The sequence below is a fragment of the Sutterella sp. AM11-39 genome (genome assembly GCF_003472385.1).
Classification (GTDB): Bacteria; Pseudomonadota; Gammaproteobacteria; order Burkholderiales; family Burkholderiaceae_F; genus Duodenibacillus; species Duodenibacillus intestinigallinarum.
The window spans coordinates 223,792-245,749 of sequence record NZ_QRLV01000004.1 but is presented as its reverse complement, the minus strand read 5'-3'; the positions used below and the strand labels follow the sequence as shown (position 1 = coordinate 245,749).

The 21,958-nt window shown below is 55.7% G+C and carries 17 protein-coding genes and 1 tRNA gene; 13 read left to right on the top strand and 5 right to left on the bottom strand.

The window, feature by feature from the left end; all coding sequences use genetic code 11:
* The first annotated feature begins 206 nt into the window (after positions 1 to 206).
* From DW133_RS05440 to DW133_RS05425, 4 genes are all read left to right on the top strand, one after another.
* Entirely contained in the window at positions 207 to 3,065 is a 2,859-nt protein-coding gene (locus DW133_RS05440; protein ID WP_118275623.1) for a 2-oxoglutarate dehydrogenase E1 component, read from the top strand.
* 48 nt (positions 3,066 to 3,113) lie between these two features.
* Complete coding sequence (gene odhB, locus DW133_RS05435; protein WP_118275622.1) at positions 3,114 to 4,358, top strand: 2-oxoglutarate dehydrogenase complex dihydrolipoyllysine-residue succinyltransferase; 1,245 nt, start codon at positions 3,114 to 3,116, stop codon at positions 4,356 to 4,358.
* A 17-nt stretch (positions 4,359 to 4,375) separates the two neighbouring features.
* Entirely contained in the window at positions 4,376 to 5,806 is a 1,431-nt protein-coding gene (lpdA, locus tag DW133_RS05430) for a dihydrolipoyl dehydrogenase (protein ID WP_118275621.1), read from the top strand.
* 115 nt (positions 5,807 to 5,921) lie between these two features.
* Positions 5,922 to 7,229, top strand: a complete 1,308-nt coding sequence (locus tag DW133_RS05425; protein WP_118275620.1) for a citrate synthase — start codon at positions 5,922 to 5,924, stop codon at positions 7,227 to 7,229.
* 55 nt (positions 7,230 to 7,284) lie between these two features.
* On the opposite strand, the gene DW133_RS05420 is transcribed toward DW133_RS05425, so the two are convergent.
* On the bottom strand, positions 7,285 to 9,852 hold the full coding sequence (locus DW133_RS05420; protein WP_118275619.1) for a [protein-PII] uridylyltransferase: 2,568 nt from the start codon (positions 9,850 to 9,852) through the stop codon (positions 7,285 to 7,287).
* 145 nt (positions 9,853 to 9,997) lie between these two features.
* Between DW133_RS05420 and DW133_RS05415 the strand changes: the two genes are divergently transcribed.
* A complete protein-coding gene (locus DW133_RS05415; RefSeq protein WP_118275618.1) occupies positions 9,998 to 10,567 on the top strand; it encodes a chalcone isomerase family protein in 570 nt (189 codons plus the stop codon).
* A gap of 68 nt (positions 10,568 to 10,635) precedes the next feature.
* On the opposite strand, the gene map is transcribed toward DW133_RS05415, so the two are convergent.
* Together map and DW133_RS05405 are read right to left on the bottom strand one after the other, a co-directional pair.
* Positions 10,636 to 11,469, bottom strand: coding sequence for a type I methionyl aminopeptidase (map, locus tag DW133_RS05410; RefSeq protein ID WP_118275617.1), 834 nt, complete (start codon positions 11,467 to 11,469; stop codon positions 10,636 to 10,638).
* Between the two features lie 46 nt (positions 11,470 to 11,515).
* Positions 11,516 to 12,403, bottom strand: a complete 888-nt coding sequence (locus tag DW133_RS05405; protein WP_118275616.1) for a folate-binding protein YgfZ — start codon at positions 12,401 to 12,403, stop codon at positions 11,516 to 11,518.
* Positions 12,404 to 12,624: 221 nt separating this feature from the next.
* On the opposite strand from DW133_RS05405, the gene mltG reads away from it, so the two are divergent.
* From mltG to DW133_RS05370, 7 genes are all read left to right on the top strand, one after another.
* The gene (gene mltG, locus DW133_RS05400; protein WP_118275615.1) at positions 12,625 to 14,466 is read left to right on the top strand and encodes an endolytic transglycosylase MltG; all 1,842 of its coding nucleotides are present in this window, start codon (positions 12,625 to 12,627) and stop codon (positions 14,464 to 14,466) included.
* A gap of 6 nt (positions 14,467 to 14,472) precedes the next feature.
* Positions 14,473 to 15,084 (top strand): dTMP kinase, encoded by a 612-nt coding sequence (gene tmk / locus DW133_RS05395; RefSeq protein ID WP_118275614.1) that lies wholly within the window; start codon positions 14,473 to 14,475, stop codon positions 15,082 to 15,084.
* Complete coding sequence (locus DW133_RS05390; protein WP_158571124.1) at positions 15,084 to 16,112, top strand: DNA polymerase III subunit delta; 1,029 nt, start codon at positions 15,084 to 15,086, stop codon at positions 16,110 to 16,112. Before tmk ends, DW133_RS05390 begins: the two co-directional genes overlap by 1 nt.
* 14 nt (positions 16,113 to 16,126) lie before the next feature.
* The gene (panB, locus tag DW133_RS05385) at positions 16,127 to 16,939 is read left to right on the top strand and encodes a 3-methyl-2-oxobutanoate hydroxymethyltransferase (protein ID WP_118275612.1); all 813 of its coding nucleotides are present in this window, start codon (positions 16,127 to 16,129) and stop codon (positions 16,937 to 16,939) included.
* A 65-nt stretch (positions 16,940 to 17,004) separates the two neighbouring features.
* The gene (gene panC, locus DW133_RS05380; RefSeq protein WP_233542124.1) at positions 17,005 to 17,874 is read left to right on the top strand and encodes a pantoate--beta-alanine ligase; all 870 of its coding nucleotides are present in this window, start codon (positions 17,005 to 17,007) and stop codon (positions 17,872 to 17,874) included.
* Positions 17,864 to 18,250 carry an aspartate 1-decarboxylase gene (gene panD, locus DW133_RS05375; protein ID WP_118275611.1) on the top strand — a complete coding sequence of 129 codons (387 nt, stop codon included), beginning with the start codon at positions 17,864 to 17,866 and terminating at the stop codon, positions 18,248 to 18,250. The genes panC and panD overlap by 11 nt, the downstream gene beginning before the upstream one ends.
* 99 nt (positions 18,251 to 18,349) lie before the next feature.
* Positions 18,350 to 19,537, top strand: coding sequence for an aspartate aminotransferase family protein (locus tag DW133_RS05370; protein WP_118275610.1), 1,188 nt, complete (start codon positions 18,350 to 18,352; stop codon positions 19,535 to 19,537).
* Positions 19,538 to 19,964: 427 nt separating this feature from the next.
* On the opposite strand, the gene DW133_RS05365 is transcribed toward DW133_RS05370, so the two are convergent.
* A tRNA-Ser gene (locus DW133_RS05365) sits at positions 19,965 to 20,054 on the bottom strand.
* Between the two features lie 208 nt (positions 20,055 to 20,262).
* On the opposite strand from DW133_RS05365, the gene ppk2 reads away from it, so the two are divergent.
* The gene (gene ppk2, locus DW133_RS05360; protein ID WP_233542123.1) at positions 20,263 to 21,402 is read left to right on the top strand and encodes a polyphosphate kinase 2; all 1,140 of its coding nucleotides are present in this window, start codon (positions 20,263 to 20,265) and stop codon (positions 21,400 to 21,402) included.
* Between the two features lie 193 nt (positions 21,403 to 21,595).
* On the opposite strand, the gene DW133_RS05355 is transcribed toward ppk2, so the two are convergent.
* Complete coding sequence (locus tag DW133_RS05355; protein ID WP_118275609.1) at positions 21,596 to 21,865, bottom strand: heavy-metal-associated domain-containing protein; 270 nt, start codon at positions 21,863 to 21,865, stop codon at positions 21,596 to 21,598.
* Between the last annotated feature and the right edge of the window lie 93 nt (positions 21,866 to 21,958).

The following is a 21,958-nucleotide window of genomic DNA, read 5'->3' as shown; positions in this document are numbered from 1 at the left end:
CCAGGCTAAATCATTAAAGCGAACCCCCGTTGGAGTCTCTCCTTCGGGGGTTTTGTCATTTCTGCGTTTCAAATTCCACCTCTCCGAAAGACCTACTCCCGCCCATTCCCGTTCCGCTCTCTGTATCCTTACTCACGTGCCGAATAAACCAAGTGTGAATAGCGCTTGTGCTTTGTTCGCCAACATGGATTTACAGAGAACAGGAAATGCCCATCAAAGACCTCGAACAGTCAAGCTGGCTCAATGGCCCCAACGCTTCCTACGTTGAGTCCTTCTATGAAAGCTGGCTCAAGGATCCGGCCTCCGTCTCCGAGCAGTGGCGTAACTACTTCGTCCAGATGCTAATGGAAGACGCCGGAGACATCTCCCGCGAAGTTCTACATTCGGAAATCGTCACGAGCCTTGCCAATCGTCCCCACGGCGCCGTTGTCTGTGATGTCAGCCGTCAGGATTTGGAAATTGCCGGCAAACAGGTATTCGTACAGCAACTCATTGCTGCCTATCGTGTGCTCGGTACGCGTCGCGCACAGCTCGATCCGCTCAAGCGCCACGAAGCTCCCGTGATTCCCGAACTCGATCCGTTGTTCTACGGTCTGACCGATGCAGATCTCGATACCGAGTTTCACATCACGAATACCTTTTTCGGTGCCAACAAGATGCCGTTGCGCACTCTTCTCACAGCCTTGCGAGAGACTTACTGCAGCTCGATTGGTGCCGAATTTATGTACATCTCCGATCCTGTCCAGAAGCGCTGGTGGCAGGAAAAGCTTGAGCGCAGTCGTTCTCGACCGATGTACACAGCTGAACGTCGCCGCAAGATCCTCGAAGGCTTGACGGCAGCTGAAGGTCTTGAGCGATTCCTTCACACTCGTTATGTCGGTCAAAAGCGCTTCAGTCTCGAAGGCGGTGAGTCCTTCATCACTGCCATGCAGACCGTTGTTGAACGGGCCGCGCACGCCGGTGTCGAAGAATGCGTGATCGGCATGGCTCATCGTGGAAGGCTCAACGTTCTTGTCAATATCATCGGCAAGAGCCCGCAGGATCTCTTTGCAGAATTCGAAGGTGTCGCAGCATCCAATTTGCCCGCCGGCGACGTCAAGTACCACAACGGCTTTTCTTCCGACATGATGGTTGACGGCCGACACATTCATCTGGCGCTTGAGTTCAATCCCTCGCACCTTGAAATTGTTGATCCGGTGGTTGTCGGCAGCGTTCGTGCGCGACAGGACCGTCGCGGAGGAGGAAAAGACGCCGAACGCCTCGTTCTCGGCGTGATGGTGCACGGCGACGCGGCTTTCCCCGGCCAGGGCGTTGTGATGGAGACGCTTAACCTTGCTGATACCCGTGGTTACGGCACGGGTGGTACGGTTCACATCGTGATCAACAACCAGATCGGCTTTACCACGTCCGATCCCCGTGACAAGGGCTCTATGACGTACTGCACTGATCCGGCCAAGCTCATTGAAGCGCCGGTGTTGCACGTCAACGGCGATGATCCCGATGCGGTCGCTTATGCTGCAGAACTCGTTTGCGAATTCCAGCAGACCTTCCAAAAGGACGCAGTTCTTGACATAGTCTGCTTCCGAAAGCTCGGGCACAATGAGCAGGATACGCCGGCCGTCACGCAACCCTTAATGTACCGCGCCATCGGCAAACACCCCGGTACGCGCGCTCTCTATGCCCGAAAACTCGCTGGCGCCGGTGTTGTTTCGCTTGAAGAAAGCGAACAAATGCGCGAAGAGGTGAAGGCTCGACTCAAGGAGGGCCGTCCGCCTCTGCCGCTCAACATTCTCACCGAACGTCACCGCTACCGCGCTGATTGGACTCGATTTGCAGGCGGTGTTTTGAGTAATGACATCGATACCCGCGTGCCGATGGCCGAACTTACTCGTTTGGGGCAGATGATCACCACGTTGCCCGAAACCTTCGAACTGCATCCGATCGTTGCCAAGGTCGTTGCTGACCGACGCCGGATGGCTGCAGGCGAACTCAGAGTCGACTGGGGCATGGCCGAACACCTGGCCTACGCTACTCTTTTGTCGGCAGGCTACGCCGTGCGTCTTACGGGGGAGGACAGCGGTCGAGGTACGTTCAGTCATCGTCATGCCGTGTTGCATGACCAAAAGCGCGAAAAGTGGGATGAGGGCGACTACGTTCCGCTGCAGCATCTCGGCCCCGAAGCGGCCCCCTTTACCGTGATCGACTCGGTGTTGTCTGAAAACGCCGTGCTCGGGTTCGAATACGGCTATGCGACAGCCGCTCCCGATGCGTTGGTGCTCTGGGAGGCCCAATTCGGTGACTTTGCCAACGGCGCCCAGGTTGTGATCGATCAGTTCATCAGCTCCGGCGAAGTCAAATGGGGACGCCTCTGCGGACTGGTCCTGCTGTTGCCGCACGGCTATGAGGGGCAGGGACCTGAACATTCTTCGGCGCGAATCGAACGTTACCTACAGCTATGTGCCGGTGACAATATGCGTGTGGTCCAACCTTCCTGTGCGGCTCAGATGTTTCATCTGATACGTCTGCAAATGCTTCAAAAGGCAAGAAAGCCGCTTATCGTTTTTACGCCCAAGTCTTTGTTGCGCAACAAGGCTGCCACCAATGATTTGACGGAACTTTCCGAAGGCTCTTTCCGTACCGTGATCGACGACGAGAACGCTTTGCCTGAAGCCGTGCGCCGCATTGTCTTTTGTTCGGGACGTGTTTATTACGACCTGGTGCGCCGTCGTGCTGAAATCAACGAAGAGGCTCAGAAGCATTACGCGATCGTACGCATGGAACAGCTCTATCCGTTCCCGCACAAGCAGGTTAAGTCTGTCATTGACCGTTACCCCGACGCCGGTGAGATTGTCTGGTGTCAGGACGAACCGCAGAATCAAGGCGTTTGGAATTACGCCAAGACGCGCATTCTCATGAACATGCGCCCAGGTATGCGGTTAGCCTATGCCGGTCGCCCTGAAAGCCCGTCGCCTGCGGTGGGCTACAGTGCTCGCCACGCGCAGCAGCTCAAGGATCTACAGGATGCGGCTTTTGCCCCGATCAAAGGTTTTGTGCTGACTGCCTAAAGCAAAGCCCACGCAGAAAGAATAAAAACACACACAGAGAACACAGCTATGAATACCGTACAAGTGAAAGTCCCCGAACTCTCCGAATCCGTGAGCGAAGCGACGCTTCTGGAATGGAAACGCAAGCCGGGCGACATCGTAGCCGCCGATGAAATTCTCATTGAGATCGAAACCGACAAGGTGGTGCTGGAAGTGCCGTCGCCTGCGGCAGGCCAGCTTGCTGAAATTCGAGCGCAAAACGGTCAGACGGTTGTTTCGGGCGAAGTGATCGCCGTGATTGATACCGATGCTTCCGTGAGCGCTTCAGCTTCTACCGACTCGAGCAGAGCTCCGTCTCCTGCACCGGTAGAGAAAACCATTGCCGAACCGCGTGTCATGCCGTCAGCAGCCGCCGTTCTTGCCGCTGCCGGCATTGACGCCAAGACCGTGATCGGTACTGGACCGGGAAACCGTATTACCAAGGTTGATGCGCTTGCGGCAGCTGAACCTCCGGTTCAACCTCAGACTGCCGAACCTGCGCCGCGAGCGGTTCCGGCTTCGAGATCTGCGGCGGCGCCTGCTCCTGCCGAACCGATCGCGCCCGATCCGTACGGCCGCAAGGAGGATCGAGTTCCGATGACGCGTCTGCGCCGCCGTGTGGCAGAGCGTTTGGTTCAGAGCCTTGCCGGTTCCGCGCAGCTCACCACCTTCAACGAAGTGGATATGAGCGCGGTCATCGCGCTGCGTGCCCGATACAAGGAAAAGTTCGAGAGACGCCACGGCATCAAGTTGGGTTTCATGTCGTTCTTTGTCAAGGCCGCCGTTTATGCGCTCGAAAAGTTCCCTGTTCTGAACGCTTCGATCGACGGCACCGACATCATCTACCACAGCTATTTTGACATTGGCGTTGCCGTCGGTACGGAGCGCGGTCTGGTGGTTCCCGTGGTGCGAAACGCCGATCAGAAAACATTTGCCGAAATCGAACTTGAAATTGCCGACTTTGCCAAGCGTGCCCAGGCGGGCAAGCTGTCGATCGAAGAACTTTCCGGCGGCACGTTTACCGTGAGCAACGGCGGCGTTTTCGGCTCGATGCTTTCCACCCCCATCATCAATCCGCCTCAGTCTGCCATTCTGGGCATTCATGCCACCAAGGAGCGCCCTGTCGTGGTCAACGGCGAAATCGTCATTCGTCCCATGAACTATCTGGCGCTTTCCTACGATCATCGCCTCATCGACGGACGCGAAGCCGTGCTGGGGCTCGGTGCCATGAAGGCGGCGCTCGAAGATCCCGCCGTGATGCTTTTGGACATTTGAGAAAAGGAAAAAACGCGATGGACGAATTCTATGATGTGGCGGTGATCGGTGCGGGCCCCGGAGGTTATGCCGCAGCGGTTCGTGCCGGCGAACTCGGATTAAAGACGGTCTGTTTTGATCCGATGGCCAATCCCGATGACGGTGAACTCGGCGCGCTCGGCGGCACCTGCGCCAATGTCGGCTGTGTGCCGAGCAAGGCGCTTCTGGCCGCAAGTCTGGCCTATGCAAAGGTCAGGAAAGGCTCGTTAGCGTTCGGCTTGAAGCCCGTGACCCCCGACCTGGACTTTGAGCAGATGCAGCGACACCGAGCCAAGGCTGTAAAGGATTCCAACCGCGGCGTTGCCATGCTTTTTAAGAAAGCGGGAGTTGAGTTCGTTGCCGAAAAAGTCGTTTTTCGCGCAAAGACGCAGACTGGTTGGGAACTTGAGACGGCAGGCGGTCAACGACTGCAGGCCAAACACGTGATCGTTGCCTGCGGCACCAAGCCTCGCACCTTGCCGGGGCTTCAGTTTGACGAAGAAGTGGTGTGTTCCAATAGCGGCGCTTTGGCATTTAAGGAGCCTCCGAAGAGTCTCGGCATTATCGGTGCCGGCGTGATCGGGCTTGAACTCGGAAGCGTCTGGTCCCGCTTGGGCAGTGCCGTGACCGTTTTCGACATGGCGGCCGACGTTTTGTCCTTTGCCGGAAAGCCGGTTAGTGAAGCTGCCCGCAAGATGCTCTCCGAACAGGGACTACAGTTTGAGCTCGGCGTGCTGATTGTTGATGTGCAGCGTTGCGCAGAAGGCGTCAACGTCACGTTCGAGCGCGACGGCGTCAAGGAAACGCGCACTTTTGAAAAGCTTCTCGTGGCAATCGGCAGAAGTTCCGCTGTCGAAGGCGTCAATCCTCAGGCGGTAGGCTTGGCCGTGAATCCCGCAGGCATTGTTGAGACCGATGATCAGTGCCGTACCAATTTGCCTGATGTGTGGGCCGTCGGAGACATCGTCAAGGGGCCGCAGCTCGCGCATAAGGCTTCCGACGAAGGTCGCGCCGTGGCCGAGCGCATCGCCGGCGGCGTGCGTCCTGCGCATGTAGCGCCGGTGCCTTCCGTCGTCTATACGCATCCTGAGTTTGCCTGGGTCGGATTGAGCAAAGACGCTGCGCAAGAAGCCGGAATGGCCGTTCGCACGGGCAAAGCCGCTTTTGCGCATAACGCCATGGCGAGAGCCTGTGATGAAACGGCTGGTTTTGTCGAACTGGTCTGCGAAGAATCAACCGGACGCCTAGTGGGTGCTCAGGTCGTGGGCGCTGCTGCCGGAGACCTCGTGTCTGCCCTGGCGCAGGCCATTGCGTTTGGGGCGACCGACGAGGATCTGTCGCTTGTTATCTGGCCGCACCCCGGCATGTCCGAAACGATTCAGGATGCGGCCTTTGCCAGTCTGCGCGTTTCCGAGAAGAGGCGAAAATAAGCAAAAGCGCCTAGTCGGGGCTATTATTTCGATCCGTTAAGGTGCGGCAAAGGCGGCTGTAGGCACTTGCGGCACATCCGAATTTTGCTTGGACACCCATAACGGAGGAAGTGTCGTGGCTGAAGAAAAATCAGTAAAACTCGTGTTTTCCGACGGTTCGCCGGAAGTTAGCCTGCCGGTTTTGCCCGGCTCCGTCGGTCCGGAAGTCATCGACATTTCGACGCTCTACAAGAAGACGGGAAAATTCACATACGATCCGGGATTCATGAGCACGGCTTCCTGCAAGAGCGCCATTACGTACATTGACGGCGCGGCGGGCAAACTGCTCTATCGCGGCTATCCGATCGAGGAGCTCGCCCGCAACTGCGACTACCTTGAAGTCTGTTATTTGCTTCTCAAAGGCGAATTGCCCAACGCGAAAGAAAAGGAAGACTTCGAGTACCTCGTGATGCACCACACGCTCATTCACGAGTCGATGCATCTCTTCCTGCAGGGGTTCCGCCGCGATGCACATCCGATGGCGGTTTTGACTGGCCTGATCGGAGCCATGTCCGCGTTCTATCCCAAGAGCTGCAACCTGCTCGATCCCGAGCAGCGAGCCATGGCTGCCGTGCAGCTCATCGGCAAGATGCCCGGTCTTGTCGCCATGACTTACAAGTATTCGGTGGGCGAACCCTACATTTATCCGCGCAACGATTTGTCCTATTCGGCCAACTTCATGCGCATGATGTTTGCGATTCCGTGTGAGGAATACAAGATCAACGATGTGCTCACGCGCGCCATCGACCGCATCTTCATTCTGCATGCTGACCATGAGCAGAACGCATCAACTTCGACCGTACGTCTGTGCGCAAGTTCCGGTACGAGTCCCTTTGCGGCCATTGCCGCGGGCGTAGCTTGTCTGTGGGGCCCTCAGCACGGCGGCGCCAACGAAGCGACGCTCTCGATGCTCTATCACATCCAGGAAGAGGGCGGCATCGCGAAAATCGGCGACTTCATCAAGAAGGTCAAGGACAAGTCGAGCGGCGTGCGCTTGATGGGGTTCGGTCACCGTGTCTACAAGAACTACGATCCTCGAGCCAAGCTCATGCGCGAAACCTGCTACGAAGTTCTCGATGAGCTCGGGCTGCATGATTCGCCCATCTTCAAGCTTGCCCTGGCCTTGGAAAAGATTGCGCTTGAAGACGAGTATTTCATTTCGCGCAATCTCTACCCGAACGTGGACTTCTATTCGGGCATCGTGCAAAAGGCGATCGGCATTCCGATGCCGCTCTTTACGGCTATCTTTGCCATGGCCCGCACCGTCGGCTGGTTTGCCCAGCTCAACGAGATGATCGATGATCCGGCCTTCCGCATCGGTCGACCCCGTCAACTCTTTACCGGTTGCACGGAGCGCCACGTCAAGCCGATCGAAGAGCGCTAAATTCGCACAACACAACGCCGCAGAGTTCTGCGGCGTTGTCGTTTGTGCAACCGAATCAGGCTGCGTTCATCAAGGCGTCAATCAACTCGTTTTCCACCTGCACAACGCCTTCGGGATTTTGCAGCGCCGGTCCGTCAATCAAAAATACGTCTTCGACGCGCTCATCGAGCGTGGAGATCTTGGCGGTGGCAAGGTTGATGCCGTGCCGTGCCAACACGACGGCGATGGCAAACAAAAGGCCGATACGGTCGTTGCAGGTGATGCGCAGCACCCAGCTGCGCTGACTCTCGTCGCGCTCAATTTCGACGATCGGCGTCACAGGGAAACTTCTGCCGCGGCGAGAGAGCTTTCCTTTTTTGGGTTCGGGTAGCGGCTTGGCCGAGCTGATGACGTTTGCAAGATTTTTTTCGATGCTTGCTCCGAGAGCTTTAAGATCGCGCCCGCGCTTATCCTGTACGAGGAATGTGTCCAGCGCCCAGCCGTGGACGGTCGTGTGAATGCGCGCGTCGAGAATCGAAAGACCTTCGCGCTCGAAAAAAGCCACCACGCGGGCAAAGAGATCTTTTTGGTCGTGCGTGTAGACAAGTACCTTGCAGACGTTGCCCTTGCGGCGCGCACGGCACTTGACGACGGGGTCTTGCGAGCGGGAGCATCCGGCGAGTTCCACCGTGTGCCAGGCGATGTCCTGGGGCGAATGGCGAAGAAAGTAGACGATGTTGAGTTCCTTCCAGAAAGCGTCTCTTACATCTTCGGTCATGCCGGTCTGCGCGATCAGTTCGCAGGCCTTCTTGCGGTGTTCATCGAAAATGCCCGCCCGCGTTTTGGGTTCGCCACCTGCTTCCAGGCACAGCAATGTGCTGTGGTAGAGATCCGTGAGAAGCTGATACTTCCATGCGTTCCAGACCTTGGGACTGGTGGCGCGGATGTCGCAGACGGTCAAAAGATACAGACCGTCGAGTCGCTCCTTGTTGCCGACCTTTGAGGCAAAGCGTTCGACCACTTCCGGATTGGTGATGTCTTCGCGCTGTGCAACCGTGCTCATCAGGAGGTGCTGCGCCACCAGAAACTCCATGTAATCAGCGTCCTGCGGATTGATTCCGAAGTTGGAGGCAAAAGCTTTGACTTCCTTGGCGCCAAGCTCGGAGTGGCTTCCTCCGCGACCTTTGGCAATATCGTGAAAAAGTCCGGCAAGTGTCAGACGCCAGGGCTTTTCGATATCGTTCATGATCTGCGAGCACAAGGGGTATTCGTGCGCGTAGGAAGAGTGCGACAGGCGGCGGAGATATTTGACGACGCCGAGCGTGTGCTGATCGACCGTGTAAATGTGAAAAAGATCGTGTTGCATCTGTCCGACGATGCGTCGCCAGACGGGCAGGAAGCGTCCGAGAATGCCCCATGTGTTGAGGTTCTTTAGAAAATGATAGGGACCGTAGCGCAGTTTGACCGTATCGAGAAAGAGCTTTTTGTTGATCGGGTTGCTTCGAAATTCCGTGTCGATCGAGGAGCGTTCGTGCCAGAGCGCTCGCAGCAGATTCGTCGACATGCGCTTGAACTCCCGATGCAAGGCAAAGAGCACGAAAGCTCGGATCATATTTGTTGAGTCTTTGCGAAAGTCGTCTCGGCTCTTGATGTCGAGAATGTCTCCGCGGGCGATGAAGACATTGTCGATGCTCTTCACAAAACGCGGCGCGGCCTGCCGGAAAAGCTTTTCGGTGATGGCAGCCACCAGGATCTGCGTGAGCTGAACGATGTTCTTAGCGTTGAGATAGAAGCGCTTCATGAGTGCTTCGCTCGGAAGCAGCGACCCTTTGGGTTTGTAGCCGGCGTTTTTTGCGAGCGCTGTCTGCACGTCGAAAATCAGACGGTCTTCATGGCGGCCGCAGATGAGATGCAGGCGGATGCGCAGTTCTCGCAGAAAGTGCGTGCATTGCGTGAAGTGATAGGCCTCTGTGCCGGTGATGAGTCCTGCCTGAGCCATTTCTTTCCAGGATGTGCCGTAACCGGCGGCTTTGGCGTACCACAGAAACACCTGCAGGTCGCGCAGACCGCCCAAACCTTCCTTGATGTTGGGTTCGAGGGCATAGGGAGTGTCGCCGTATTTTTGGTGACGCTGCCGCATTTCGAGCATTTTGCTGCGGAAAAACATGCGGCTGTCGAGCTCCTGCAAAAAAGTGTCGTGGGTGTCCTTAAAAAGAGCTTTGTTTCCGTAGATCCATCGCGCCTCCAAAAAGGCGGTTGCCGCCGTGATGTCGGAGGCGGTGATTTTGAGCGTTTCGGCTTTGGTTCGGACATTGGTGCCGACCGTCAGTCCCAGGCTCCAGAGCAATGTGACGAACTCCGCAATGGCGGTCTGATCGGCTTGCGAGAGGCCTTCGGGGGTGAGCACCGCCACGTCGATATCCGAGTACGGGAACATTTCTCTGCGGCCGTAGCCGCCGAGCGCGGCGATCGCGCAGGTGGGGGGAACTTTGGCAAACGCGGCGCAATCTTTGACGAATTTGTCGATGACGGCAGTATGGTGCCGCAAATAAAGTCCGACCTGGGGGTGCGCCGAAAAGTTTTGGGCAAGCTTTTCTCGGAGGTTGATGTACGGTTTGACGGAAAAGTTGCGTTCGGACGCCATGATGCGAGTTCCCAAAATTCGTGACAAAGACAAATTCTAGAGTGTGCGCGGCCTTAGCAAAAGGAAACTAAAGGTTAGGCGGTCGTGCGAAGAGAAGTCGGTTCAGGCACACTTCGCCTTATTTTGATTCTGGGAAGGAAAAAAGATGATTAAGAAAGTGATCGCGGGCTTTTTGACGTTCGGTTTTGCGTTCAATGTCTGGGCCGATGTCAATGTCGAATCGATTCGCTACGAAGACTCCGCTGTCGTCGGTCAGACAACGCTGCAGCTCAACGGCGCAGGCTTGAGAAAGAAGGTGTTCTTCAAGGTATACGCAGCAGGCCTTTACGTGCCGCAGAAGGCTCAGACCGCCCAAGGCGTGCTTGAGCAAAACGGTGCTGCGCGCGTACGCCTGGGGCTGCTGCGTGACGTTTCTGCCAAGAGCTTTGTCTCGGCTTTGGAAGAAGGTCTGCAGGACAACACCGATGAGGCAACCCGCAAAGAAATCGCACCGGAACTTTCCAAGCTCATCAATGCGATGAATAAAATCGGTGACGTCAAGGAAGGCGACCTGGTGGACTTTGACTTCTCGGGCAAGACCACATCGGTGCTTGTCAACGGCAAGCTTGTGGCCGACAACATTGGCGGTAAGAAGCTTTTTGACTCGGTCCTGCGAATCTGGCTGGGCGAAAACGCGATTGACGACAAGCTCAAAAAGAGCATGCTCGGTCTCTGACGAGCGAGAAGTCGGAAGCCAAAACGAAACGGGAGCAGTGTTGCAACTGCTCCCGTTTTCTGTCTTGTTTAGTCGAAGCTGGGCTTCTTCCAGCCTTTGACCCAGGTCGGCGGCTCGGGCATGCCCTTGGAAACGGTAAGAATGTCGTAACCGGTTTCGGTCACGACCACTTCAAGCTCCCACTGAGCCGACAGACTGCGGTCCTTGGTGACGACCGTCCAGCCGTCGTTGAGATCCATGATGTGGCGCTTGCCGGCGTTCACCATAGGTTCGACGGTAAAGATCATCCCCGGCTCGAATTTGGCCGTCGGCGTGCTGATGGGCACGTGGCAGACATGCGGTTCGCCGTGAAAAACACGACCGATGCCGTGGCCACCGTATTCGTGCACGATCGAAAGGCCCATGGGTTTGACGAAGTTGTGACATGCTATGCCGATGTCATTGAAGCACTTGCCCGGACGCACCTCTTCGATGCCCGCCCACATACAGCCCCAGGTTGCATCCACAAGTCGTTTGCCGGCAATCGTGGGCTTGCCGATGATGAACATACGCGAGTTGTCACCGAAGAAGCCGTCCTTTTCAATGGTGACGTCAATGTTGACGATGTCACCGTTTTTAAGAATCTTTTTCTCGCTCGGGATGCCGTGGCAGATCACGTTGTTGACGGAAATGCAGGTGGCTCGGGGGTAGGGAATGCCGTTGCCGCCCGGGTTGTACCCCAGACAGGCGGACTTTGCCTTGAGCACGTTGACCGTGTAGTCGAGCATGAGCTCATCGAGCGCCAGGGTACTCACGCCGGCCTTGACGTGAGGCGTGATGAAGTCAAGAAGATCGGCCGCTTCGGAGCCGACGCGGCGCATCGCCTCGATTTCTTCGGGAGTGTGGATCGTAATCTTTGCCATGGTGATTCTTTAAGCGGCCCGTGCCGCTTTCCTCGTTATTTTTGACTTATTTGGTGCGGGTCCAGCCGTAGGGCAGGGGCAGACGGTGCAGTGTTGCCGCTGTTGTAACGAGCGCAGCTTCGCTTTGAGCCGTCTCGGCGGAAACTTCTGCCAGAAGGAGAGTACGGTCGGCAAGCTTGGCGCCGTAGAGCACCGTTGCCACGACTTGACCTTGATTGTCCGTCAGATCGGTACCGGGCGCGAGTTCAAGCGGATCGTTGGCCGCAAGCAAAACGGTACGGCGGTTCGTCTTGCCGATGTGCTCGATGCGGCTAACCACTTCCTGGCCGGTGTAGCAGCCCTTATTAAAGGAGATGCCTCCGATGAGATCCAAATTGACGGCGTGCGGCGTGAAGCGCTCTGCCGTTTCGCCAAACACCCAGGATTGACCGGCAGCGGCGCAGGCGGCCCACCAGAGGGGTTCCGAGCCGGCGCAAGCGGTTCCTTTCGGAACAATTGCCAGCCCCAGACCGCTCGGCAGTGCCGCGGCAATGCGCGCCTGCGGCAGAGCGCAGGGCAATTCGAAAACAAGCGCACCGTCGCCGAGATTTGTCGGAGTCGAGCCGACAAAACCCGCCACTTCACGATCCGCAGCACGCTCGATCGTCACCTTGCTGCGCAGCACGTACATCTTGAGACGCTTGACGAGATAGTCGGCGTTGGAGGCCGCTACGATCATGCCGATGGTGTCGCCTTCCTGGAACAGGCGCGGCGTAGCCAACAGTCGGCCCTTGGGCGAGCAGTAACCGGCCGGCATGAGCCCGTTGCCGAGCTTGGTGACGTCATTGGTGAGCTGACCTTGTAAAAAAGTGAAACGATCTGCGCCGGAAACGGTAATGAGCGCAAGAGAGCTTAGGCAGGAAAGCGTTCCTACCGTAGAATTCGCATCAGTCATTTAGATTCGCAAACTGTGGTTTGAAACGGCGCATCTCCGCAGAAAGGAGGAGAACGGCGCCCTTTTGCTTTGTGCGCGTATTGTACTCGAGCTCCTCGTTTTCTCTGAAGCATGCACGGTCGACATGACGCCGCGTGCTGGCCTGATTCGATAGCTAAAACGCGCGATGCCCTGGTTTTCTTCGGCGAATCTGCCGATTCCATTTCTGAGAGACGATCCGCGTGAGTTCCGAGACTGACAATAAAAACCTTGAAAAGGCGCCCGAGGCCGGCGCCGGCTCCGAGAAGCCTTCTGAAAAACCGGCTCGAAAGCCCCGTAAATCAACTGCGGAAAAGAAAGCTCCTCGCGCGCGTAAAACGACCGGCGTGAAAAAGGCTGCCGCGCCTCGCAAGACGTCGCGCAAAACGAAGGTGGCGCAGCAGCCGTCGAGCGAAATTCCGGCTGAGCCCAAGACGCAGAAAGTTTCTATTCAAGAAGTTGAGTCTCTTGTCTACGAGACGCCTGAAATAAAGACAAGTGTCAAAGCAAACTCCGTTATGACGCAAGTCTCGGAACCGACTGTGACTTTGTCCGAGCCGGAGGCTTCCATTGAAACTAAACAGCCGGTTGATGCGCCGGCAGTCTCCGCTCAAAGCGAACGGGGTGCTGTCGAGACGCCGACTGCGGTGACTCAGGAGCCAGTTTCGGTGCCTTCTGCGACGGAAGCGTCGGTAAAGCGGGAAACCAAGCAAGCACAGTCTGATCAAGAACTGTCTGTGCCCGTAAGAGAAGACGAAGTCGAAATACCGGCGGCCAGGGCTCAGCAAGAAAAAGCGCCGCAAGAGCAGGCAAAAGATTCTGAACAAGTCGTGCAGCCGCTCGAAAAGACGGAGAGAAAGGAGCAGGCGAGCGCGTCGAAATCGGACCAGGCTCAGGACGAAACACACGCCGAGAAGTCTTTGCCGGAATCGGACGAAACCGGTGCTGTCGATTCCAAGACCAAGGAAACGACTGAAAACCCGCTGCTGCCGCAGATATGCAAGAGCCTCTGGGCCAAGCTGGCGGTGGTGCTCGTCGTCGTGGCGCTGTGCTGCACATTGCCGTATTGGTGGTACTTCAAACGCTCGGTCGATTTGCCCGAAGGCGTCAGTTACGTTGATGTGACGGTCCCGACGGGAGCTTCAGGTCGCGCAATTGCCAACCGCATTGCGCAGGCGGGCATCGGCGTTTCGCCCGATACGCTAATCGGCCTGTTGCGCGTGCAGGGAACGGCGCTTTCGATTCATGCCGGTCGCTATCGTTTTACGCCGGGGATGACACTTGCGGACATTGTTGACAAACTGCAACGATCGGATGTGGAGAAGTTTTCCTTCCGCATTGCCGACGGCATGCCGCTGTGGGAATTGAGAAAGGCGGTGACGGCGCTGCCCGACATCGAAATCAAGACGGCCGGCATGTCGGACATGCAGTTGCGATCGGTGCTGGGCATACAGGAGCCCCACTTGGAAGGCGTGTTTGCGCCCGAAACCTACAGCTTTCGCACGGGGTTGACCGACATCGACGTGTACCGCGCGGCTTATCGTGAACAGATGCGCATTCTCAATGATGAGTGGGAGAAGAAAAGCCCGCTTGCTGCGGTCAAAACCAAGTACGAAGCTCTGATCTTGGCAAGCATCATCGAAAAGGAAACGTCAATGCGCGCTGACCGGGCGCTTGTGAGTTCAGTGTTCAACAACCGCTTGCGTTTGCGCATGCCGCTGCAGACCGATCCCACGATCATTTACGGCATCGGCGAGAGCTTTGACGGCAACCTTAAGCGACGCGACTTGCAGCAGCCGGGGCCCTACAATACCTACCTCAATGCGGGACTGCCTCCGACGCCCATTTCGATGCCTTCGGCGGCATCCATTCATGCCGCTTTGAATCCGCAGGACACGAAGTTCTTGTATTTTGTGGCGCGCGGAGACGGCACGACGCATTTTTCCAAGACGCTGACGGAACACAACCGCGCGGTCGAAAAATATCAAAAAGCGCCGGCTCGCAAGGCCCGCGCCTTACAAAAGCGTCAGAAAGACGCACGATGAGACATCATGGTACGAGGAAAATTCATCACTTTTGAAGGAATCGACGGCGCGGGGAAAACCACCCAGATTGAGGCGTTGCATCGCTTTCTGCTTGATCACGGCATCGAAGTCGTCCGTACCCGCGAACCAGGCGGTACGCCGCTTGGCGAAAAGATCCGAGCTATGCTGCTAAACGATGAAATGGACGTGACGGCCGAGACGTTGCTCTTTTTTGCCTCGCGCGCGCAGCATATCCGCGACGTGATTCTTCCTGCGCTTGAGCGTGGCGCCTGGGTGCTCTCCGATCGCTTTACGGATGCCACCTACGCATATCAGGTGGGCGCCAAGGGTTATGAGGCCGAGTACGTTTTGCAGCTGGAAGCCATCGTTCAAAAGGGGTTTCAGCCCAACAAAACGGTGCTTTTCGATTTGGATCCACAGACAGCGGCTCGCCGTCTGGCGCTTTCGCGCACGGCCGATCGCTTCGAGACGCAGGACTGCGACTTCTTCACGCGTGTGCGCAAAGCCTATCTGGCCCGCGCCGCAGCTTCTCCGGAGCGCTTCTTTGTTCTGGATGCGGGGCAAACGCCGGAGGCGATCACCGCTCAGCTTCTTGATGAAGCAAAAGGATGGCTTTAATGTCTATCAAGCTTTATCCCTGGCAGGATGCGCTTGAAAAGGCGCTGCTCGACCTAAGGGACAGATTGCCCAACGGGCTTCTTGTCTATGGTCCCCGCGGAGCGGGAATTTTTGATCTGGTGCAGGCCTTTGCAAAGTCGCTTTTATGCACGCAGCCAGCCGCCGACGGCACGCCCTGCGGACGTTGCCACGGCTGTCATCTGGTTCGTGCAGGAACACACCCCGACATTCGCTACGTGGTAAGCGAAGCCGAAAGTCTGCCGAGAGAAATTCCGTTTGTGCCGCCCGATACTGCCGCGAGCGATCGTAAGACCGTCTATCGCGAAATTCTGATTCACCAAACGCGAGCGCTCACTGATTTCTTAAATCTCAAGAGTCATGAAGGCGGCGTTCGCATCGTTCTGGTTTATCCGGCCGATCGAATTCGTGCCGAAGCCGCCGCCTCGCTTTTAAAGAGCCTTGAGGAGCCGCCGGAAAACACCGTCTTCATGCTCGTTGCCGATGAAATTGACCGCGTACTGCCGACGATTCGTTCCCGCTGCCGTCTGATTCGCGCCGGAGCACCCACTCGCGAGCAGGCGCTCGAATGGCTTAAGAGTCAGGGCGTGCAGGATGCAGAGCGCAAGTTGACCGAAGCCGGCGGAATGCCGCTTGCTGTGTTTGACGAAGACGCTCGCTTTCGGCTTGCCGATGAGACGCGTGAACGTTTTCTGGCCTATCTGAAACTTGGTCACGCGGCGCCGCCCGCGCAGGCTCTTTCTGTAGCAGACAAGGACGTGACGCTTTCGGCCGCTGCGCTTTTCCTGTCACGTTGGGGCTGGGATTTGGCAAGCGCCAAAGTGGGCTGTGAGCCACAGTACTTCCCTGAATTTGCAGAAGAAATTAAGACTATCGCACAGGCGGCCAATCCGACGGGACTCTATACTTGGATCAATTCGGTTCGGGATATCCGACGTGTTTCCGAGCATCCGCTCAATGCCAAGACAATGATTGAAGCGCTTCTGATTTCCTACGCGCGCAATATTTGAGATTTACGATACGAATGACCACGCAAAAATCAAAAACAACGGTTGCCACATTCGGCGCCATGAAGGCTGAAGGCAAACGCATTTCAATGCTCACGTGCTACGACTACACCACGGCGCGTCTGATTGAAGAAAGTTCGGTCAATGCGATTCTCGTGGGCGACAGCCTCGGCAATGTCATGCTGGGCTATCCGGATACGCTTGCCGTTACGGTTGATGACATGATCACCTACGGTGCAGCCGTTGTGCGCGGCGTGAAAAATACGATGGTCGTGGTTGATATGCCTTTTATGAGCTATCAGGTCACGATCGAAGAGGCCGTGCGCAATGCGGGGCGTATTCTCAAAGAAACGCATTGCAATGCCGTTAAGCTCGAAGGTGGCCAATCCATCCGCGAAACAATCGCAAGGATTGTTGCGGCAGGTATTCCCGTGATGGGACATGTCGGCATGACGCCGCAGTCGGTCATGCAGTATGGCGGTTTTAAGGTTCAGGGCAGGGGCGATGAAGCGGCCGAACGAGTCTTTCAGGACGCACTGGCCGTGCAGGAAGCAGGTGCTTTTGCGGTTGTACTCGAATGCGTGCCTGCGGGACTTGCGTCCGAAATCACGCAAACGCTGCACATCCCGACGATCGGCATCGGTGCGGGCGTGGACTGCGACGGGCAGGTGCTCGTGACGCAGGATATGCTGGGTCAGTACTGCGACTACGGTCCGAAGTTTGTTCGCCGTTTTGCACAGGTGGGTGATACGATGCGCGCAGCATTCAATGCCTACGATGAAGCCGTCAAAGGCGGAGAGTTTCCGTCGGAAAAAGAGACTTTTTCCTGAAGATAACCGCTTCTGTTAATAATTGCTGCTAAAGATAATTTAAATCCGCTGTATCGGATCAAAAAATGGAACTCATGATTTTGTCCAAGCCTGCTCAGGTGCAGGCGCAAGTGATCGCTTGGAAGCGACAGGGATTGACGATCGGTCTGGTGCCGACGATGGGATATTTACATGAAGGTCATGCAAGTCTGATTCGTCGGGCTGCAGCCGAATGTGACCGTGTGGTGGTGTCGGTATTCGTCAATCCCACGCAGTTCGGCCCGAACGAAGATCTGGAATCCTATCCGCGCGACATTGATCACGATACGGCTCTTATCAAAGAGTGCGGCGGAAATCTGGTTTTTGCTCCGCAACCGGCAGATATGTACGGCGAAGGAACCCGCACATGGGTAACGGTCGAAGGTCTGACGAAAGAATTGTGCGGCCGCAGTCGTCCGATTCATTTCCGCGGTGTTGCAACCGTGGTTTGTAAGCTCATGAACATTGCACTGCCAGATCGTGCGTATTTCGGGCAGAAAGATGCGCAGCAGCTTGCCGTAATTCGGCAGATGGTTTCGGACCTCAATATGCCCGTGCAAGTCGTCGGTTGCCCGATCGTACGCGAAGCCGATGGACTGGCGAAGTCAAGCCGCAATACGTATTTGAATGAGCAGGAACGCGCTGCCGCGCTGGTGCTCTCCCGCTCGCTTGCCGAAGGCCGCAAGCTGCTTGAAGACGGATCAACCGACGCGGATCAGGTGATGGCCCGCATTGAGGAAGTTATCAAAAGCGAACCCTTGGCCCGCATTGACTATGTTCAGGCGGTAAACGCCGACACGATCGAACCGGTGCATAAGGTTGAGGGTACGGTGCTGTTTGCCATTGCCGTTTATATCGGCAAGACGCGCTTGATTGACAATTTCTACTGGACTGCCGAAGAAAGCCATGCAAATTGAGATGCTCAAGGCGAAAATTCATCGCGCCACCGTTACGCAGGCCGAACTCAACTACGTCGGATCGATTACCATCGACAGCGATCTTCTGAAGGCAAGCGGCATTTGTGAGTACGAAAAAGTCGACATCGTCAACATCAACAACGGCGAGCGATTTGCGACATATACCATTGCCGGTGAAGCCGGCAGCGGTGTCATTTGTCTCAACGGCGCTGCCGCTCGCTGCGCCTGTACGGGCGACAAAGTGATCATCATGAGTTACTGCACGTTAACTCCTGAAGAAGCTCGTGAGCACAAGCCGACGGTGCTTTTTGTTGATGAGCAAAACAAATTGGCTCGACTTGCTCATTATGAAAAACACGGATGTCTGGAAAACTAAACCGGTAATCCCGCCTAAAATGGAGCACCCTGCAGACGAACTGCAGATTGTTGTGAATTTGTCAGACCAAGCACTTCTCTTTCAGAGGGCCCAGTAAAAATGTCGAAGTCGCACCTGCTTCCGATTTTTTCGCCGCTTCCCGTGTGTTTCCAAAAAGGGGAGGGCGTATGGCTCACCGACACGCAAGGCAACGTCTATCTTGACGGCTTTGCGGGAATTGCCGTTAATGCCGTGGGGCACAATCATCCCCGATTGGTATCGGCGCTTCAAAAGCAGGTGTCCGAGCTGATTCATGTCTCGAACTATTTCCGCATTGACCTGCAGGAAGAGGTTGCCGCCAAGCTCTGCGAAAAAAGCGGCCTGCGCGGTTGCTTCTTCTGCAATTCCGGCCTGGAAGCCAATGAAGCCGCCATCAAGCTTGCACGCAAATACGGGCATCTCAAGGGCTTCAACGAGCCCAAGATCATTGTGTTTGACCATGCGTTCCACGGTCGTTCGATCGCGACGCTCTCGGCAACGGGCAACCCCAACGTGCGCCGAGACTTCGCGCCGTATCTGCCGGACTTTATCCGTGTGCCCGCAGGCGACGTCGAGATGATTGAAAAACTGGCGACCACGACGCCGGGTATCTGTGCCGTCATGTTTGAACCCGTGCAGGGCGAAGGCGGCATTATTCCGATTCCGGATGAAACGATGCGTGCTATTCGCGAGCTTTGCGATCGCCACGATTGGCTGATGATTCTTGATGAAGTGCAAAGCGGTATCGGCCGCACGGGCAAATGGTTTGCATATCAGCATTCCGGCATCGTTCCGGATGTGATGACGCTAGCCAAGGCTTTGGGCGGTGGCGTTCCCGTGGGCGCTCTCGTCTGCGGCGAAAAGGCCTACGGAGTGTTTGCCCCGGGCAATCACGGCTCGACCTTCGGCGGCAATCCGCTGGCAATGCGCGCTGCGACGACGGTGCTTCAGATCATCGAAGATGAGCGGCTGGTGAGCAATGCCGAAAAGATGGGGCAGTATTTGCAGGAAGGGTTCCGCAAGGCCCTGAAGGGTGTGCCCGGCTTTGTTGAAGTGCGCGGCCGTGGCCTGATGATCGGTATTGCCCTCGATCGTCCGGCTCATCAGTGTTTGGCCATCGGCTTGAAGCACCGTGTACTTTTCTCTGTGACCGCAGGAAACATCATCCGCATCGTGCCTGCGTTGAATATCGCACGACGCGAAGCTGACGAGCTCATCGAGCGTGTCACCGCTGTCGTGAAGGAATTTACCGCCGCTACCGCCAAGTAATGAGAGACAGCGATGGATAACGAAAAATTCAAGAAAATTTTGGAAATTGTGGTGCGTGTTGCCGGAGCAGCCGTGCTGATCTACTTCCTCTACAACATCATTCTCACGCAGCACGAATATTTCAGCTGACTTTAGGTGAGAGCGGCCGCTGGCAGAAATGTCGGCGGCTTTGTTTTGTTGGCACAGTTTCAGAACGCTGCATTTGGACGCCCGCAAGACCCGGCTGGAAACGGTGCGCAATCGTGATAGGCTGAACCGCTGCCGTCTTCGGCTCTGGCGTCCGTGACGAGGCCGCAACGGTACGGAAATATCCATTGGACAAAGGCTACGCCAGTCTTGAATAGGACTCAGAAAGAGGCTTGGGCCTGAAATCTCTGGCCAGGGAGGTTTGCGCCAAAAAAAGGCGAAGTGAAAGAGTAAATCGAATTGGCGGAAGCGGTGAGATTCGAACTCACGAACGGGGTTAACCGTCGCCGGTTTTCAAGACCGGTGCATTCAACCACTCTGCCACACTTCCGTTTTGAGAGAATGGCGATATTAGCAAATAACTGGCTCATAAGAAAATTTTGCGTTGCAAAAGTTTGTTCGCAAAAGTCGGCGATTGCCGCAAAATAAGCCGAGCGAATCATTGACATCCCCTTTGTTTGGTGTTGTGATTAACAAATCAGCCTAAAAACGGCAAGGAAAATGCCTTGCATCAGAAAAATTCAACCGGAGGGGAGCTCATGAGCGATAAAGATAAGAAGAAGGATCAAGCCGAAGGCGGCAAGAACGCCAAAGACAACAAGCAGGCTCCGACCTTAAATGACACTTTGGAGAAGGTGTTTCGCGACGTCGCGCTGATTGACCCTAAAGAAAACGTTGAGGGCGTTATCAAGGAGATCCTGCGCCAGGTGCGCGCGATGAAGACCGAGCTTACGGCCGAGGAGATGGCGCAACTTGTTTTTGAAAACATGCAGCCGAGCTCTCGTGATCATATGCTGGCGGGGTTACTCACCGACATCTTTGCGAAGTACGGCGAAATGAAGACGCGCCACACCAGAAATATGGATGAGCTTTCGCCTGACATCAGCAAGGGCGTCTTTCCGTATCTTCATAACTACGATGACGCGCTTTATAAGGAAGAGCTGTACGCTCTGCAGGTTGAGTTGCTCAAGATGCAACGCTACGTCAAGGATGCAGGTCTAAAGATCGCCGTGATCTTTGAAGGCCGTGACGCTGCCGGTAAGGGAAGTACAATTTCTCGCTTTACGCAGAACATCAATCCTCGCGGCGCACGCGTGGTCGCTCTTCCCAAACCCACGGACGCTCAGGCTGGTCAGTGGTATTTCCAGCGGTACGTCGCGCAGCTTCCGAGTCCCGGTGAAGTGGTCTTCTTCGACCGCTCGTGGTACAACCGCGCCGTTGTGGAACCGGTGATGGGGTTCTGCCGTCCCGAACAGACGCAGCTTTTTTTGAACGAAGTGCCGGCCTTTGAGCGCAGCCTTGTTGAGCACGGCATTCATCTCACGAAGTTCTGGCTGGACGTGAGCCGCGATGAGCAAAAGCGCCGATTCAAGCAGCGCCGCGTTGATCCGGTTCGCCGCTGGAAGCTTTCTCCGGTGGATATTGCTTCGCTGGATCGCTGGGACGACTACACGGCTGCCATCGAAGAGATGTTCCGCAAAACCGAGTCGCCTGTTGCTCCTTGGACGATCATTCGCAGCGACGACAAGCGTCGAGCTCGCCTCAATGCGATTCGAGTGTTTCTGCACAGCATCGAATATGCCGAAAAAGACGAAGAACAGATTGGACCGGTGGATGGTCTGATCGTAAAGTCGGTGCCCGAATACTTGCGTGGTTATCGTATGGGGCCTGCCATCTGACAGCGCAATTGACGCGCAACGGCTGCCGGAAGGTAGGCTACACAAAGGTTCGTTAATGAAACTTTATTGGAGCCTGTTTTTTCTGCAGCCGTTTTTTATTGCTGTAAAGAAATTTGACCCAACATACTGATCTTAAAAGAAATTAAATTTTATAAAGGGTCATGAACAGTTTGTTAGATTTTAGACTTTGATGTTACGAGAAAAGGCCTTTGATTTTGACGATGAAGCTTTCGGATTCGTACGGGCCGTACTCGTAGGACAGAAAATCGTAACCTTGCGAGACGATGGCCTGTTGCAGGGCAGCCTTGTCGATGACACCTTCGGATACGATGACGACCTGACGGGTCTTGCGGTTTGCACGGATTGTTTTTGCATCAGGTACAACCGATCGAACGGACTCGTTGATATGCGCTTCGCACATCTGACAGGACATGCCACCTACGCCGATAATGGTTTTAATCACGTTGAGTTCCTTTGGTTAACAATTGCAAAGCAGAATGATAACCATTCTTATTACGCTTGTCCTGACAAGGCTCGATATTGTGTCAACTGAGGT